13 protein-coding genes and 1 riboswitch are annotated in these 17,318 nt (G+C 40.2%); of the genes, 3 read left to right on the plus strand and 10 right to left on the minus strand.

What is annotated here, in order from left to right; translation table 11 throughout:
* Positions 1-499 precede the first annotated feature (499 nt).
* From FHX64_RS06045 to FHX64_RS06090, 10 genes are all read right to left on the minus strand, one after another.
* Positions 500-1,114, minus strand: a complete 615-nt coding sequence (locus FHX64_RS06045) for a hypothetical protein (protein ID WP_183412897.1) — start codon at positions 1,112-1,114, stop codon at positions 500-502.
* Between the two features lie 1,278 nt (positions 1,115-2,392).
* Positions 2,393-3,136: a FadR/GntR family transcriptional regulator gene (locus tag FHX64_RS06050; protein WP_183412898.1), complete on the minus strand. Its 744-nt coding sequence runs from the start codon at positions 3,134-3,136 to the stop codon at positions 2,393-2,395.
* 703 nt (positions 3,137-3,839) lie between these two features.
* Positions 3,840-4,913 carry a YncE family protein gene (locus FHX64_RS06055; protein WP_183412899.1) on the minus strand — a complete coding sequence of 358 codons (1,074 nt, stop codon included), beginning with the start codon at positions 4,911-4,913 and terminating at the stop codon, positions 3,840-3,842.
* A gap of 45 nt (positions 4,914-4,958) precedes the next feature.
* Entirely contained in the window at positions 4,959-6,986 is a 2,028-nt protein-coding gene (locus FHX64_RS06060; RefSeq protein WP_183412900.1) for a TonB-dependent receptor plug domain-containing protein, read from the minus strand.
* Positions 6,987-7,088: 102 nt separating this feature from the next.
* A riboswitch (cobalamin riboswitch) is annotated at positions 7,089-7,291 on the minus strand.
* Between the two features lie 336 nt (positions 7,292-7,627).
* On the minus strand, positions 7,628-8,374 hold the full coding sequence (locus FHX64_RS06065) for a tRNA threonylcarbamoyladenosine dehydratase (RefSeq protein WP_183412901.1): 747 nt from the start codon (positions 8,372-8,374) through the stop codon (positions 7,628-7,630).
* Positions 8,375-8,490: 116 nt separating this feature from the next.
* On the minus strand, positions 8,491-9,237 hold the full coding sequence (locus FHX64_RS06070; RefSeq protein ID WP_183412902.1) for a hypothetical protein: 747 nt from the start codon (positions 9,235-9,237) through the stop codon (positions 8,491-8,493).
* A 21-nt stretch (positions 9,238-9,258) separates the two neighbouring features.
* Positions 9,259-9,555 (minus strand): cupin domain-containing protein, encoded by a 297-nt coding sequence (locus tag FHX64_RS06075; RefSeq protein WP_183412903.1) that lies wholly within the window; start codon positions 9,553-9,555, stop codon positions 9,259-9,261.
* 13 nt (positions 9,556-9,568) lie between these two features.
* Positions 9,569-10,813 (minus strand): IS4 family transposase, encoded by a 1,245-nt coding sequence (locus FHX64_RS06080; protein ID WP_183411901.1) that lies wholly within the window; start codon positions 10,811-10,813, stop codon positions 9,569-9,571.
* Between the two features lie 279 nt (positions 10,814-11,092).
* Positions 11,093-11,923, minus strand: coding sequence for an IS5 family transposase (locus FHX64_RS06085; protein ID WP_183411862.1), 831 nt, complete (start codon positions 11,921-11,923; stop codon positions 11,093-11,095).
* 167 nt (positions 11,924-12,090) lie between these two features.
* A complete protein-coding gene (locus FHX64_RS06090) occupies positions 12,091-12,537 on the minus strand; it encodes an Hsp20/alpha crystallin family protein (protein WP_183412904.1) in 447 nt (148 codons plus the stop codon).
* A 568-nt stretch (positions 12,538-13,105) separates the two neighbouring features.
* Here FHX64_RS06090 and gcvP point away from each other — a divergent pair.
* Genes gcvP through FHX64_RS06105 form a run of 3 tightly spaced genes read left to right on the plus strand, consistent with a single transcriptional unit; the run spans position 13,106 to position 17,306 of the window.
* On the plus strand, positions 13,106-15,949 hold the full coding sequence (gene gcvP / locus FHX64_RS06095) for an aminomethyl-transferring glycine dehydrogenase (RefSeq protein WP_183412905.1): 2,844 nt from the start codon (positions 13,106-13,108) through the stop codon (positions 15,947-15,949).
* 53 nt (positions 15,950-16,002) lie between these two features.
* Entirely contained in the window at positions 16,003-16,641 is a 639-nt protein-coding gene (locus tag FHX64_RS06100) for a redox-sensing transcriptional repressor Rex (protein WP_183412906.1), read from the plus strand.
* A gap of 50 nt (positions 16,642-16,691) precedes the next feature.
* The gene (locus FHX64_RS06105) at positions 16,692-17,306 is read left to right on the plus strand and encodes a fumarylacetoacetate hydrolase family protein (RefSeq protein ID WP_183412907.1); all 615 of its coding nucleotides are present in this window, start codon (positions 16,692-16,694) and stop codon (positions 17,304-17,306) included.
* Positions 17,307-17,318: the final 12 nt, after the last annotated feature.

Raw genomic sequence — 17,318 nt, forward strand, 5'->3', positions numbered from 1 at the left:
ATCTATTCCATTCCCAATTTCAATAATTCAGATGGATCCATGCTCTGTATATGGCTCTTTTTCTATCTTTTATATCGGGTGAGCAGTGTAGGAAAGAGCAATAGGAAATCAATTCTTCTGTTTGGTGTCATGAAGGAATGTTCTCTTCATTACATCAACAATTTATTTCATTGCTCCATTCAAAGTAATATGAAAAAAATCGGAATGCTACCAAATTGCAACAAGAAAAGACCTTAGTTTTAAGAATATTAATATTACACAGATAACTAAATAACAGTGTTTTATGTCAAAAATAATAGCTTTTATACCTTAAGTCTTCCACTTTTGTAGCGGAATGAGGCGTTTTTGGGGGTAAAAAAAGGAAGAAAACAGGGGAAGAAATGGATTAAAGGACTGAAATGAAACTGACCGGATGACTTAGTGTCATCCGGTCAGTAAAACAGCAAGATCAGAAAGAAATTCGTGCGTTCTTATCTTTTTATTTTCTTTCTGTTCTTTCCTACACTACCAATTTCATTACGGCAGGAGTATAGTCGGTATTGCCGGTTGGCGTAATGGCAGCCACCCTGAAGTAATACCTCGTAGCCACTGTCAGTTCGGTTAACTGGAGGTAAGCCTGGGTGCTGTATCCCACAATTCCCCATCCTGCTTCCGTCTCGGGCAGTTTGTCCTTTGCCATTTGCCAAATGTAAGCGCGGGATTTGGGTATTGCCTTTGCCACCAAATTGATAGCACCTGAGTTATCACCGTCAATGGCTGCCAAAACCGGCTTTTGAATGGAAGCGGGCTGTTTTGAAGTGTGAAACCCGGCACTCAGGATAGCCGTTTCGTCTCCATTGGCAATCCGGTTGACATAAGCCGCCGTAAGGCGGAGATCATGATCAACTACTTCTTCGGCATCGTACATGGCCGAGATTGCCGTATGACTCCCGTCTTTGGATGCCAGGTAGGTAGTATTTAACTTATCCACCTTTGTTTTGGCTTCAGCGAGGAGAACATCAGGTTCCGGGAACTTGGTATTTCCGGTGAGTTTTTCAACCACGTTGTTGTAAAATGCAATCTTTACCGGAACAGGAAATTTGACAAAATCAAAAAGAGCTCTTACTTTTTTCATACGCATTGAGATTTAGATGAATAATAATGGATATATAGAAACGCTGTCCTTGTTTTAGCTATGTACTATCTTTCAAAATATAACCTGCATATTGTCTGTATAATGTTGTACAGGATGGATTCCTTCTTCTTTCCGCGGATAGTATATGGGATAGATCAAATTACATATGCTTTCCGCGGATTCTATATGGAATAATGTCTGTTCTTTATGTTATCCGCCGATTCTATAAGGAATAATATGTATTCCTTGTGCTTTTCGCCGATAGTATATGGAATAGATCGAATTACATATGCTTTCCGCGGATTCTATAAGGAATAAGATATATTCTTTATGCTTTCCGCCGATTCTACAAGGAATAATATGTATTCCTTATGCTTTTCGCCGATAGTATATGGAACAGATCAAATTACATATGCTTTCCGCGGATTCTATATGGTATAAGATATATTCTTTATGCTATCCGCCGATTCTATAAGGAATAATATGTATTCCTTGTGCTTTTCGCCGATAGTATATGGAATAGATCGAATTACATATGCTTTCCGCGGATTCTATAAGGAATAAGATATATTCTTTATGCTTTCCGCGGATTTCACAGGAAACAGAGCACATTGCTTTTATTTTCCGCCGAATCTATAAGGAATCATGCATATTCCTTCTGTTATCAGCGAATTTCATAAGATACAAGACATCTTCCTGCGGTTTGCCTTCTTTCCTGCATTATCAAAGAAACGATACTCCCTGGTAGCGTAATGATACCGTTTTGCTGAAGGCACATGTAATATCCCGGGAATCCTGTTCTGTTTATCAAAGAACTCTTGCTAAGTAACATAATAAAATGGATTAATGATGCAAAAGAGGATACGGATTGCATATTAACTATGCATTATTGGACACCTCATATATCATTGTATATTAACCACATAAAAACAGGATAAAATAGCAGCATATTAACTGGGTATAGAAAATGTAAAATGGAGCAAAAAAAAGCTTCTTTTGTAATCAGGAAATGATAGAATCCATACTGAAAATGCAGTATAGTATTATATCAGATGCAATGGATAATCGATAATGAAAACATTGCAGGGAGGCGAAGATCAGAAAATAAAAAAGGGATGTAGTCCTGCAACCTTCCTGGGACAGAATATTCCATCATATAAGAGAGGAGCATAGCTCTGACATCTTACCCAGTAGATGGGGAACAGGAGATGCTAGAAATTGAAAAAGTGAATGTTATAACTTCCGGCAACTTCCCGTTTTTGGCTATTGAAGGGAGTGTTATACGGTTTCAACCTCTCCCTTTGTGCGGTTGATGGTGGTAGCCGCGTAGTCCATAATCCCTTTAAGGTGGGTGCGCATAATATCTGTAGCCGCTTTCACATCCTGCCGTTTAATGGCATCAACCAATAAGACATGCTCTTTCACGGCAACATTCTCAATCGTCTGGCACACACGGAATGCATGATAATTGCGCATAATATCAGGGGTAATAATCAGCATAAGCGATTTGATGACCTTATTATGGCTTCCGTCTGCAATAGTCCGGTGCAACATCAGGTCTTCTTCTACGGCAGAAGGCCCCGACTGTGCCTTTCTTAAATAAACATCCAGGGCTTCTTCCAATTTAGCAAGATCTTCCTGTGTGCGCCGCAATGCACACAAACGGGCAGCATTAATTTCAAGAATCAACCGGGTTTCAACCAATGAAAAGAAGTCATAATCATCCAACTTCAGCACTTCGGAGAGCAATCCCTCCAGGGCAGTTATTTCCAATCCGGCAATATAGGTTCCGCTTTGAGGCAATGTTTTCACAATGCCATACATTTCGAGCTTCTGAATGGCCTCGCGCACATATGCACGACCAACACCAAACTGTTCTGCCAGTTTTCGTTCTGCCGGCAAACGATTCCCGGGTTTTAACTCTCCTGAATCAAGTAATCCTTTAATATGATTAATAATTACATCCGAAGGGGATTCAAATGTAACCTCCTGAATCTGATCTGTCAGATTGGGTGCTTCCATAAGCTTACTATTAGATAAATCAATAATGATAGTTGCATGATACAAATGCAGGCCTCATTTAAAAATTACGCCTGAAAGAGATACAAAATTACACTATTTTTTGCTGCTCTCCATATGAATTGCCATACCAAAAAGCGTTGTTGAACATGTTTTCTTTGGTTTTTATCATAAAAAAGCAAAAACTGAAAATCAGAAATGAAAGAAGTCCCAAAGTTAAAGAAGATGAGAAATCGGGAAGATCAGAAGAAAACAACCTAAGTAGTCTAGTAGTTGGTAGGTAGTTTGTTGCAGACCTCAAAGGTTTTAAAAACCTTTGAGGTCTCTCTACGTCAAAATTTCCATAACAGATTGACTTTAGACTTTCGCCTTGTTGCCCTTACACTTTACACCTTAAACGTTCAACCCGTTGTTGCCCTTTGACTTTCGGCTCTTGATTCTTTCCTCAATCCGTCAGTCCTTCTATCCCTCAATCTTAGGAACGTAGTCCTGAAATCTTCGTAGAACAGAATATTCCATCACATCCCTGCTTTACCAATTCTTCAGTTCTTTCTTAACTTCTCAACTTCCTGAATCTTCTTCTTTAACTAAAAAAAGCCCTCGTCAACTCCACATCATGACGAAGGCTCTTAAGCACATCAAAGAATATCTTTGATGGACAGAAGCTTGTTTCCCAACAACACAACCGCCTACACTAAACAAAAAATTATCGGACAAAAACCATTTTCCAGGGATTCACTCCGGTAGTGAAACTGAATAGTTTTTTCCCTGTTGAATCGAAACAATAGATTGTACCATCGGAAACATAATCAGCTGCAGATGATGCCACATAGACATTCCCTGTAGCTGCATCTACAGCGATGCCGGCAGCCAGGGGAATGGATGTCCCGTCCGTAATAAAATCAGTTGAAGTTCCGGTAGTAAGATCCATCACTTTGACAGATGATTGCATGGTTGAATAATCAAAATTGCAATAATAAAGCTTCGTCCCATTCAATGCAAAATCGACCGCTTCCGAGTTTGAATAGGTCTGCGTAACAGCATCGGTTGTTGGGTCAATCTGTTGTATTGCACCTGATATAGAACCATAGTTTCCATGCGATAAGAGGTAAACTTTTCCGTCAGAGCCTGTTTTTAAAAGATAGGGATTGGTTACAACCGTAATTGTTTTTGTTTGCGTAAAAGTAGGAATATCAATCACCGAAACGGTATTGGAATAATTAGGATAATTCAATCCGCCTGAATTTGAGACATAGAGTTTCCCATCTATTGCACAGATACCATCAGGGTTGGAACCTGCCTTTGTAATTGCATCTACGGAAAGAGTAGAAGTATCGATGCGGGCTACCGTGCTATCAAAGGAGCAGACATAGGCTTTGTTCTGGTAAAAAGCGATTTCACGCGGCTCCCGCGCCACTGTTCCGTTAAATAAAGGAATCTGTTTTAATTCATGTCCTTGCAAATCGGTCACCTCAACATAGCTCGAAACATTCATCACAATATAAATCTTACCGCCATAAATGGCCATATCATTGCCCGTATCACCCAGGCCTTTCCCGTTCTGCGTATTGAACCAGTCGGTGGTAGCTGTTTCATTTGACAAATTATACATAGTGAGCGTCGAATTGTCCTGGTTCATTGTCCCCTGATTTAACACATAAATGGATTGGGCACTTTGAACAATAGTGCCGGAATTTGTCGGATCATTAGTTGAACATGAGCTGACCAACACAGCAAACAACATTGTCAAAACAAGAAAAAAAGCGTTCTTTTGTCTCATACTGCAATTAATTAAATGATTGATTGAATAATGATTATATTAAAGCTAAAAAGTTATCCCAATAGTTGCACGCCATGAACGTCCCGGCATCGGATAGTTTTTGACCACCGCATATTGCTCATTCAGCAGGTTCAATATTTCTCCTTTCACCTTAAGGGCAACGCGGTGTAATTGAAATGAACGCCACACAGCCATGCTGCTTTCGCTATATCCCGCCAGAGGAGAATGGCTCAAATCATAACGCATCCCGGAACATAAAATATTATAGGAGACATTGACCCATGGCATCTCAATACCGATTGTCCCCGATCCGGATTGCCGGGGAGTGTAGGCAATCTGTTCGTTATAGGTAGAAGTCTCTGCATTAGTCTTGTCTAAAGCGGACTGATAGCTATAGCTTCCTTCAAAAGTGGCATGAATAGTACCGGTCAGACGAATTTCGCTACGGCACGACAAATCCATCCCGTGAATCGAAACCAATCCTAAATTCAACATCGACCAAATAAACAGGTTGCCCGAAGGCACTGCTACAATCTTATTAAGCACTCGGTTGTAATATCCATCAAGAGAAACGGATAAATAACCAGCCTGTCCCGATGTCCAGTACGACGTACCAACATTCAATTGCTGCGCTACCTCAGGCTTCAGACGCGTATTCCCAATACCGGTATAATAGAGTTCATTGAATGTGGGCATACGGAATGTCTCTTTATAAAACGCCCTCCACTGCCAATGTGCAATCTGAAAAGGTTCTGCACTGACACTAAGCATCGGCGACAAACGGAAATGATGGGGAGATTCACTTCCCAACGCAACCCGGTCGGCAATATACGTAGATAACAAGGCCGCTTCTGCATGAAAGGAGTTCAGATGAAGCCGCTCTTTCACCGAAGTATAGGAAGAAAAACGACTTGGCTGTGCAAATTGCGCCAGATTAGCATTCAAATGATTATAGACAAAATCGCTGGCTAAGGAGAGATTCAGCAAGCGACTCCATGTCCGGGCATATGCTCCCGACAAATCATATTCCTGCTGACGAAAGCGATTATCAAGTCCTCCGGCAGCATTCAAAAAATAAGGGTCCACATAACGCGAATAGCTGTTTTCGGCTTTTGCTCCCAGGGCGTAACTACTTTGCGTTGATAATATAGATACAAACCGGGCTTGCACAAAATAATCCTGATCATAAAGCCGTTGCCCCTGGGCTGCATAAGGATTATAGAAAATAACAGCGCCGGGTAATCCGCGAACTCCGTTGGAAGCAAATATCTTGGCAGTCAACCGATGGCACGAATCCGGGATATAAAACAAATTGGCTTCTCCGTGGTATAGATGCACATCATCATTCGTCCGTTGAAGATGTTGAATGGAATCCCCGTTATGAATTGTAAAAGGATAACGGCCATTGGCATATTGGGACTCCAGGAACAGGGTTGAAGAAAGATGACGGCTCAGGCGATTGCCCATCCAAAAAGTAGGATGCTCCCATCCAAAAGAACCGGTCTGAAAAGCAGCTTCTCCCTTAATGCAATGCAATGAATCCAGATGAGGCCTCTTTGTCACCACCGACAATAATCCTGCCGCAGCGAAAGCTCTGGCGCTTTCCAGCACATCTTCGTCATCTCCGTTGGCTAATGAGATTTCCTGTACATGGCTCAGAGATAGTTTACCCAAATCGATTTCTCCGTTTTGGGCGTCACTCATCAATTGTCCGTCATAACTGACCGCCGTATGCGTTGGCCCCAATCCCCGGATTGAAACAGTCTTTAATCCTCCGATGCCTCCGTAATCTTTTACGGTAACGCCTGCAAAATGTTTAACCACGTCTGACAATTGCAGCGCATCCATACCGGCAATATTGGCGGCATTAAATGTTTGTACAGGTACACTTGTATTTGCCAGGTGAGGCAGCGGTATTGCTGTGACGGTGACTTCCTTCATCACATGCACACTGTCTTTTTGCGCCTTTAAAGAGCATATACCAAGCGAAAGGCACACAAATAACATGATCTTTCTTGTGCTATGATGCAACACAGAAAGCTTACTGCGGTCAAAATGCAAATAAAATGACATAAAAAAAACTGTTTGACATTCAAACAGCTTTCACGGGAATGCAAAATCAAATGGAAGCCTTGCAGATTCTCATTTGGTTAGAAGCTCTTTCCTCGAAAGCTTTACCTGTTTATTTGCATGGCAGGTCTCCTGACTTATCCTCGTTTCAAACAGCCTTCCCATTTCTCGGAAATAGTGGCTAAAGATTGTGTTGAAACGTTGCATAGGACTTACAGTAGCGGGACTGTCCAGGAATTTCACCTGATTCCCTTTTCATCGCCCGGCACGAATGCACCGTCGGCGAACCAATGCACCGGCAAAGGTAAGACTAATTTTTGATTCAGCTAAAAAGATGGAAAGAATATTTTGAGAGATACGTAGACAGCAATGACAATCTGGAAGTTAAAAAAGTTACGGGAAGACGCATTCAATTGAAAATTGACAATGAAAATCTGAAGATAATGGAAGATGAGAAGTTAAGGAAGTTATAAGAAGAATTATTGAACTCTGGAAATCAGCAATCCAGTTGATCCAAAATTCCCATAACAGATTGTCTTTAGACTTTCGACCTGTTGTTTTTTTACACTTTCAATTTTACACCTTAAACTTTCAACCCGTTGTTTGACTTTAAACCTTCGACTTTAGTCTACTGATTCCTGCCTTTAGACTGATGACATTAATGTTTTGACTACCAGACTGGCAATGGTAAATCCAAAAACAGCGGTCACATAAACGACCGATCCATTTTCACGATGGGCAGGTTTTAAAGCAGAATTAGCCTCGTTTGTTATTTTATCTTTCGGCCCGATAACATGCTCATCACTGTAAACTGCCAGAAATTTTTTCTCAGGGAAAAGAGATTGCTTACGGAACCGCGTACGCAAAGAAGACGCAAGAGGACACCCTTGCACCTTCCAAAACTCAGCAACCCTGACACGCGTCGGATCCAGTCTCCAGGCAGCTCCCATCGAAGAAAAAAACAGAGCCGAAGTGTGTGTCGCTTCCAGAATCAGATGCATTTTATCCTCGAGGCTATCAATTGCATCAATAATAACATCATATGAATTCAGCGCAAACGAAGCAGAGGTGGATGCATTATAGCGGTTGGCTATAGCGGTGATTTGCGCATCAGGATTAATACTCAATAAACGCTGTTTAAACACCTCCGTCTTTAATTCCCCGAGAGTCTCGGTAGTTGCATGCAATTGCCGGTTGACATTCGTCACATCTACACGATCGCTGTCCACAATCGTCAGATATATAATGCCACTGCGGATCAACGCCTCCGCGCACCAGCTTCCCACTCCGCCAATACCAAAAATGATTACTTTCTTTTCGGCTAAACAGGCCATTGCCTTTGCTCCAAGTAATAACTCCGTACGATGAAAAATATCTTCTTGCAAACTCATTACAACGCTGATTTATTGATATGACAATTCCGGGACATCCTCAATCCCCGATGCTGAAACCGCTAAAAAGAATGCAAAGATATTGCTTTGCATTCATCTATCCACGTTACCGGCATTCAGAATGTATGGTATAACCCCAAATAATAAGCAAAATGTTTATAGGCAGTAAGGCCATTGCCAAGATCAGTAGAAAAAAGGATTTGAGTGTTCCGGGCAACAGGAATGCCTCCCCCAACATGCAGACCAGTATTGGCAGGTGTATCCACAGAAGACGGAGTCTGATGAAACAGTTCAGCACCCAGGAAAAAAGAACCGGTAAAATTGTATTGAAGCAACAAGCCGTAGAATTGCCAGTTTTTATTGTCGATACCAGGATTAATCCAATAGCCTCCACCTCCGTAAACAGTCCATTTGCCAAAGTCTTTTTGCAACCAGATAGGTAAATAAAGCTGAGGTTTCCCATTGCCCAGATGCCGGGCAGCATTTCCGGTAGGTATTTCTATAAGAGGAAATGTAGCAATATCCGGAGTCATGGCAGACTGGCTAACAAAACGATATTTAATTCCTATCTCTGTATCTCCATAACCCAAATAGGACGATCCCTGTTTAGGAACGGTAAACGCCAGTGGCGCCACCATATGGAATTGCACATTGGGAAGAATTCCATAATTGAATTCAAACGCCGGGCCTATGCCATTCAATCCCGAAGCATCAAACACGCCCGAGGAGAACAAATAGACTTCCCCATGCCGGAATGGAACAGGGACAGGATCATCCGTTCGGAAAGGAGGACCGGCATCTATTGGAACACTCCAGAATAATGCAACGCCAATCAACAAAAAATATAATGCACTTCGTCGCATGCAATAGTAGATATCATCAGGCTAAGCTTCAGTTTGAAGGAAATCAGTCCGCATCGGGCTAAAAAAATCGACCACAACGCCTTCTTCCAAACAAATAAGACCATGAAGCTGATCCGGTTCAACATAAAAGCCATCACCCCCGCTTAAAACTTTCATTTTACCATTCACCGTAACCTGAAACTTCCCACTTGCCACATATGAGCATTGCGAATGAAAATGTTCGTGCATATATCCTTCGGCGCCTTTCTGAAACCAAACCTTAACCATCATTACCTGTCCGTCGTAACCCATGATCTGGCGGCGCACGCCCAATGTCATTAAGTTAAGGCCATCAGAAAGTATTTTTATTGTTTTTCAGCAACTTCGGTTTACCTCTTTTTCTGTATTTGTCAGTATCTCTTTCAAATCTTCTATTTGGTCGTATTGGTATCGTGTGTTTTTTAAACAACGCTTTGAGTTCTGATACTATTTCGTTCATATCCTTTTCCGAGAAAAACAGTAAAATTATCCTGTCTTTGAGAAAGCCGTATGATAAATTGCTATTGACTTTGTATTGATATTGATATTTGGTTGATTCTTTGGCTAATTCATCATTTATGTCTCCAACGATTAAACTCTGAACGTTTGACACAAATAAGGCTGCATAAAAATCCTGCAATATACAATGCTCTGAATAGCCTGAAAAATGTTCTATTTTTATCTTGTTCTTCAATTCATCATAAAACGTTTCTACTCCCCACCTTAAAAAATACAGTTCTTTAAATAAAGAGACTGGATATTTTTTTGAATCAAACAAAGAAGTTATCAGTATTTCTATTTCTCCATCAGGTAGTTCAACCCGAACCAACCGAACTTCTTTGAATGCATTCTTCGAATACGGTTTATCCGACAGTTTTATGTTCTTTCCAGGTTGCATTCGAGCAATAGCTGACTGTAGTCCACTCTGGTAAAATTCCCGGGTGAGGTTACTAAAATCAGCTTTAACCCGGATGAGAAAATCTACTCCTTTTTCAAAATGCTCATAAATCAAATTGAAAGAAGGATAACCTCTATCGTAAATAATCAAGTCGTTAGCTTTTGCAAAAACCAAATGATTCAACGCCAAAACACTCTCTCCAGTTGACAGTGGAGCTAAAACACCATCCAGGACAAACCGATTCAAAACATCGTACAATACCGATATTCTTGCCTGTACCACTCCTGTTTCAGATTGGTTTTTAGTCCTGCCATAAATGCTTTCCAACTCCTGAGTATCGGGCAAAACCAATCTTGACCCATCAATAGCCAACAACCTAAATCCATTCCAGAGCTTTATCGATGCATCATTGTCTGTATAAAACTCCTCAATCAAACTATCTGAAAGTGATTTAAATACTTCAGGTTTTATTTTTTTTCGATACTGTACAAAAGCACTTTTTGTAATACCATTTATCGAAGCACCAGGCATATTGTACTTTATGAAACTAATAAAGTTAGCTATCTCAACCGAAAGACTTTTAGTGAGAAAATTTATCATAAAGACAATGGTGCTGTGAAATGATTGCTTCCTGTTTCTTGTAAAATCTGTCTCTAACATTCTGAACTTTAAAACTATTTCCTGCGAAAATACTCTTTTCCTTATCAGTTCCAATATACTTTCCGGCGTTTTTTTTCATGATAATAACTATTTGATTCTGAAACAAATATACAAAAAATAACTCATATACACAAGCGTTTATTGTTGATAATCAGATAATTATATCGCTAACTTAATGACATTGGGCGCACGCCTTCCCCTATTTTAATCCATTCTTTTTCCTGTTCAATCAGAAATGTATCGCTTTTCGTTCTCATTTTATCAAAATATGAAGTGAAGTCATCTTGACTTTTTCTGTTTAGTAATTTTCTTAAGTAGTATCACGATAAAAGCGATAAGGTTAAAGCTTTGCCAACTGGAGCAAGTAACATCAAATCTGTTCAATAGAGATCTGAAACTATCCATCCATGCATTGGTTCTTTCTATGCAATAGCGTTGCTGATAGAGCAATTCATCGAAGAATATATCATCCGTATGTGCTGCGTTACGCCAGTTAATAGCGATGTTGGGTATTATTTCATGGGAAGAACAGAATTCTCTGAACTCCGCAGAGTCAAAACCTGCATCGGCATTAAGAAAAAGACCATCAACTCTTATATCGGAGTTATTCAGCGAATCAATAATGTCGGTAAAACGTTCTTTAATTTGATGTAAATCATTGTGATTCCCTTCTATCGGGTCTGATATGGCCAATGGGATACCTTGTCTGTCTGTAAGATAAAGAGCATTGGTAGTCTTCCTTTTCTTCCGACCCTGATAAGCAACCTGTTCTCCTCCACGTAATGCGGGGGTATGGCTGCCATCCAAATCAACACTGGACATGTCCAATGAGGCTCTGTATTTATTCAATAAACCAAACCAGATTTGTTGTAACACTCCTGATTTACACCATGTACGAAAATAACCGAAAACAGTCTTATAATGCAATACGACATTAGAAAATAAACTTTTAACGGGCAACATATGCCATTGACAACCTGTTTTTAATTTGTACAATATGCAGTTAACAATCTCGGCGATATCACACTTTGTCCTGAACCCTCTCTTGGGTACAGGGATGAATGGCACTATTTCTTTATTTATTGTATCTTTGTCGAGTACTAAGTACATGGGGAAGAGTGGTGTTTTATAGTTTTGCTTTTCATAAAACGGCTCTTCCCTTTTTTTAGTATTTAAAGCTTGTAAAAGTCAAGACGAATTCGTATAAATTTACTATCCGCACAAAAAAAAACAAGCTGTTTTCCCAGATTGAAAAGCAGCTTGTTAGAAAATAAAGATTATTCAATCGAAATTTGTTTGCTGGGTTTTGGCTTTTCTTCTTCTTTCTTTGAAATAACCACTTTCAAAATACCATTTTCATACTTGGCCGAAATACTTTCACTGTCAGCACTGGCAGGCATCTCCAACGTACGGCTGAAAGATTGATAGCTAAATTCCCGGCGCGTATATTTTCCTTGTTCTTCTGTTGTATTTTCCTGTTTTTTTTCGGAAGAAATAGTCAACATTCCGTTATCTAATTCAATTTTGAAATCTTCTTTGTTCATTCCGGGAGCAGCCATCTCAATCTCGAAAGCATCGGGAGTCTCTTTTACGTTCATGGACGGAAGTGTTGAATTCGGACCCGAAAAATGACGGAGTGACCAATCGAACAAATCCCGATTAAAAAAATCGTTTAAAAAATTCGACCATGCAGGAACCAAATCATCTCTTTTAATCAGTGCCATAATTACCTCCTTTTTTAATGGATTAAACTTATTTATTTTCATTCTCAAACAAATCTATCAAAATCTGTGCCATTTCTCATTTCCTAATAACTCGCAAAGTCTGAATATTGAATCATAAACCCTTACCTCTCCCCCTCTCGTAACTGACAAATTGACAGAATCAACACCCATTGATTGCCAGATAACTATTGCTTTTATTTTTTTTAGTCTCCTGATCACAATCTGTTCTTCATCCTAAAAACAGCATTTTCAACATACCAGACAACAATATATCACAAAAATAGCATACTCGTTGTTATTTTGATACCGACAACATGCTTTTTTTTACAAAATATCATTATCCATGAAATATCAACCTGATTTTCTTTTTCCACAAAAGAACTTTACCTTTGTGGAACAAAAATCAACATTTTATCTTCAAAAATAACAAGCTAATTATCAATGCGTTTTATATAATACCATTCCATACAATCATGTTTTGTTGGAAAAACACGAATCCTCACAACGCAAAAATCTTTTGGCAGATTTCCCTTTCGTAATTAACATCTCAATACAAATATAGATTCACATGAAAAATGATTCATTTGTCGATCGTCATAATGGCATCACGGGAAACGATTTACCTGTAATGTTGAATGCCATAGGAGTTAAAACCTTAGATAATCTGATAGATCTGACAATTCCGTCAGATATAAAACTAAAAAAACCACTTCAGTTACCTCCGGCTATGAGTGAATATGAATATTCAAACCATATTTTATCATTGGCCGAAAAAAATAAGATATTCAAAACATACATTGGGATGGGATATTATAATACAATAACGCCGGCTGTTATATGGCGCAATGTATTTGAAAATCCGGTATGGTACACATCCTACACTCCCTATCAGGCTGAAATTTCGCAGGGAAGGCTAGAAGCGCTACTCAATTTTCAAACGATGGTTAGCGATTTAACAGCACTTCCATTGACCAATGCCTCATTGCTTGATGAAGCCACTGCCGCTGCAGAAGCCATGACTATGTTCCACAATACCCGAAGCAAAGTTCAGGAGCAAGCCGGAGTGAACACATTATTGGTTGACAAAGAAATTTGGGATCAAACATTATCCGTTTTACAAACGCGATCAGTCCCTCAGGGTATTTCGTTATTGATTGCCGATGTCAGCACATTCGATTTCTCGACTCCTGTATTTGGCGCCATTATTCAATATCCAAATGCTAATGGAGACATTATTGACTATGCTTCATTTGTTGAAAAAGCCCATGCTCATGATTGTCGGGTAGCTGTTGCCACAGATTTATTGGCACTGACACTGTTAACTCCTCCCGGTGAATGGGGTGCTGATGTAGCTTTTGGCTCATCGCAACGCTTTGGGATTCCGCTAAGTTACGGAGGACCTTCAGCTGCTTTTTTTGCCACACGTGACTCGTTTAAGCGTGACCTTCCGGGACGGATCATCGGCATTTCAAAAGACACTCAGGGACGTCCTGTATACCGTTTGGCATTACAAACACGTGAACAGCACATTAAACGCGAGAAAGCCACATCCAACATCTGCACAGCCCAAGCTTTGCTTGCCACCATGGCCGGATTTTATGCAGTTTATCACGGACCGGAAGGATTGAAAAGAATCGCAAACCGGATTTATCATCACACAGAAACATTGGCCAAAGTCTTGACATCACTTGGCTTTTATGTCATTAACACCCAATATTTTGACACTTTAAAAATTAGCTGTCCAGCAAAATTCTCATTAAAAACACTGAGAGAAAGGGCATTGAAACAACAAATTAACCTTCGGTATTTCTCTTCCGGAGAGATCGGTATAAGCATTGATGAAACAACCGGAAATGAAGATATTGCAAAACTTATCAAGCTATTTTCGACAACATTAGGGAATATGTCTTCGGTTACCTATTATGAACATAATGATACCACCTTGCCGCTATACCTTCAACGCTCTTCCCCTTTTCTGCAACAGCCCGTCTTCAATAAATATCACTCTGAAACAGAGATGATGCGTTATATCAAAAAACTGGAACGAAAGGACATCTCATTAGCTCATTCCATGATTTCGTTAGGGTCGTGTACTATGAAACTGAATGCTGCCGCTGAAATGCTGCCGCTAAATCATCCGGCATGGGGAACAATGCATCCATTTGTACCATCAGATCAGGCGCAGGGATACCATGAAATGTTTGCCCGCCTAAAAGACTTTCTATCAGAAATCACTGGATTTCCTGCTGTCACCTTTCAGCCTAACTCAGGCGCTGCAGGAGAATATACCGGATTAATTACCATCCGCAATTATTTTAAATCCCAAAAGCAATCACAGCGTAACGTTATCTTAATCCCGTCATCAGCACATGGAACTAATCCGGCCAGTGCAGTGCAGGCTGGTTATGAAGTAGTGGTTGTCAACTGCGACGATCGTGGCAATGTGGATGTAGCTGATCTGCGGACTAAAGCCGAACAACACAAAGAGCAACTAGCCGCTCTGATGATTACATATCCATCTACACATGGCGTTTTTGAAAGTGCTATTCGCGAAATTTGCGATATAGTACATAACAACGGTGGTCAGGTTTATATGGATGGAGCAAACATGAATGCCCAGGTAGGTCTTACTTCGCCGGCCACCATTGGGGCCGACATTTGCCATCTCAATCTGCATAAAACCTTTGCCATTCCTCATGGAGGAGGCGGTCCTGGTGTTGGCCCGGTTTGTGCAGCCAGTCATTTAGCGCCGTACCTTCCTCAACATCCTGTTATTGACAATGAAGTCACCTACACAGCTGTTGCTGCAGCTCCTTACGGCAGTGCTGCTATTTACGCCATTTCGTATGGTTATATCTGTATGATGGGAGCTGAGGGATTGACTGACGCAACTAAAATCGCCATTCTGAATGCAAATTATTTGGCCGCTAAGTTAAAAGACACGTACGGAATTGTCTATAGTGGAGAGACCGGACGTGTCGGACATGAAATGATCCTCGAATGCCGTCATTTCAAGGCAACATCAGGCATAACCGAAACCGATATTGCGAAGCGGTTGATGGACTTCGGATTTCATGCTCCAACTCTTTCGTTCCCTGTCCATGGCACTTTGATGGTAGAACCAACAGAAAGTGAATCACTGGCAGAACTCGACAGGTTTGTAGAAACCATGCTGACCATTTACAATGAAATCAAAGAAATTGAAAATGGCACAGCCGATCGAACAGACAATGTGCTCCTAAACTCGCCACACTGTGAATTTGATGTTATGTCCGACGCATGGAGTCATTCCTATTCACGCGAAAAGGCTGCATATCCTTTGGAATGGGTTCGTGAAAATAAATTCTGGTTACAGGTTGGACGTGTTGATAATGCCTATGGCGATCGGAATCTTGTCTGTACATGTAAATAGAAAAAATATTTGTTATCTTTGCAAAATACCTAGTTATTCAGCAAATTAAAACAATGGAAAATTCTGTACACTTACCGGAACCTGCGATACGAAGATTACCATGGTATTTGTCGTATGCCAAATTAGCGTTGGAAAAAGGAGAGACAACGATTTCATCAACACAGATTGCTTTTGCTATTGGCGTAGATTCTTCAGTAGTCGCTAAAGACCTGTCATACATAGATGTAGCAGGAAAGACACGAGTAGGTTATAATACCTTTACCCTGATTGAAGTTCTGGAAACATTTCTGGGATTTACCAAAAGCCATCCTGCTTTTTTATTTGGCGTAGGACGTCTTGGCGGAGCATTATTACAAGACAATGGATTACGTCAATTCGGACTCGAAATTATTGCTGCATTTGATGTGAAATATGAATTAGCCGGCACTAATATTAATCATATTCCTATTCATCATTTCGACAATATGTGCGAATTGCGACGTAAAACAGGTGTCGACATAGCGGTACTGACCGTTCCTATCAATCGGGCACAAGAAGTAGCTGATTTTTTGATAGAAGTCAATTTTAAAGCAATTTGGAATTTTACCCCTATCCGCATTAAGGTCCCTGATCATATTGTTGTACAGAACACTTCCATTTATGCACACCTAGCGGTAATGTACAACCGTTTGGAACAATTAAAAAACGAATAAATCACTATCCCGGTATTTCAAAATCCTGATAAAACTCAATCATAATTTACATGAAAGTTTTTGCTATCGGATGGAACTATTTGGATCATAATAAGGAGTTGGCTCATGATGAAATACCCACTGAGCCAACTTTTTTTATGAAAGCAGATACGGCCATCGTAAAAGACAACAAGCCGTTTTTCTATCCATCATTTTCACAGGAAATCGACTACGAGACAGAAATCGTTGTTCGCATTAACCGTTTAGGGAAAGGTATTGATGAAAAATTTGCCCCGCGCTATTACGGAGAAATCGGATTAGGAATTGACTTTACAGCCCGTGATTTACAGCGACGACAACGTGCTTCGGGTGGTCCGTGGGAAATCTGTAAATCATTCGATCAATCCGCACCGATAAGTCATTTTCTGAAAGTAAGTCAATTCCAAGACATTCAAAATATCAATTTCCATTTAGCCATTAACGGCAAAACTGTGCAAACAGGCAATACGCGTGATATGATTTTTCCAATCAATCAAATAATAGCCTATCTCAGCCATTTTTTCACACTAAAGACCGGAGATTTAATCTTTACCGGAACTCCTGTCAACGTAGGACCGGTCAACATTGGAGATCACTTACAAGGATTTATCGAAGATAATCTAATGCTCGACTTTTGGGTACGATAATTTTATGGCTAT

The organism is Microbacter margulisiae, assembly GCF_014192515.1.
Classification (GTDB): domain Bacteria; phylum Bacteroidota; class Bacteroidia; order Bacteroidales; family Paludibacteraceae; genus Microbacter; species Microbacter margulisiae.

Coding starts and splice junctions, on each gene's coding strand:
- FHX64_RS06055 (WP_183412899.1), bottom strand. CDS start 4,913: ATGAGACAAAAGAACGCTTTTTTTCTTGTTTTGACAATGTTGTTTGCT.
- FHX64_RS06045 (WP_183412897.1), bottom strand. CDS start 1,114: ATGAAAAAAGTAAGAGCTCTTTTTGATTTTGTCAAATTTCCTGTTCCG.
- FHX64_RS06075 (WP_183412903.1), bottom strand. CDS start 9,555: ATGACATTGGGCGTGCGCCGCCAGATCATGGGTTACGACGGACAGGTA.
- gcvP (WP_183412905.1), top strand. CDS start 13,106: ATGAAAAATGATTCATTTGTCGATCGTCATAATGGCATCACGGGAAAC.
- FHX64_RS06060 (WP_183412900.1), bottom strand. CDS start 6,986: ATGTCATTTTATTTGCATTTTGACCGCAGTAAGCTTTCTGTGTTGCAT.
- FHX64_RS06080 (WP_183411901.1), bottom strand. CDS start 10,813: ATGTTAGAGACAGATTTTACAAGAAACAGGAAGCAATCATTTCACAGC.
- FHX64_RS06065 (WP_183412901.1), bottom strand. CDS start 8,374: ATGAGTTTGCAAGAAGATATTTTTCATCGTACGGAGTTATTACTTGGA.
- FHX64_RS06100 (WP_183412906.1), top strand. CDS start 16,003: ATGGAAAATTCTGTACACTTACCGGAACCTGCGATACGAAGATTACCA.
- FHX64_RS06090 (WP_183412904.1), bottom strand. CDS start 12,537: ATGGCACTGATTAAAAGAGATGATTTGGTTCCTGCATGGTCGAATTTT.
- FHX64_RS06085 (WP_183411862.1), bottom strand. CDS start 11,923: ATGTACTTAGTACTCGACAAAGATACAATAAATAAAGAAATAGTGCCA.
- FHX64_RS06070 (WP_183412902.1), bottom strand. CDS start 9,237: ATGCGACGAAGTGCATTATATTTTTTGTTGATTGGCGTTGCATTATTC.
- FHX64_RS06105 (WP_183412907.1), top strand. CDS start 16,692: ATGAAAGTTTTTGCTATCGGATGGAACTATTTGGATCATAATAAGGAG.
- FHX64_RS06050 (WP_183412898.1), bottom strand. CDS start 3,136: ATGGAAGCACCCAATCTGACAGATCAGATTCAGGAGGTTACATTTGAA.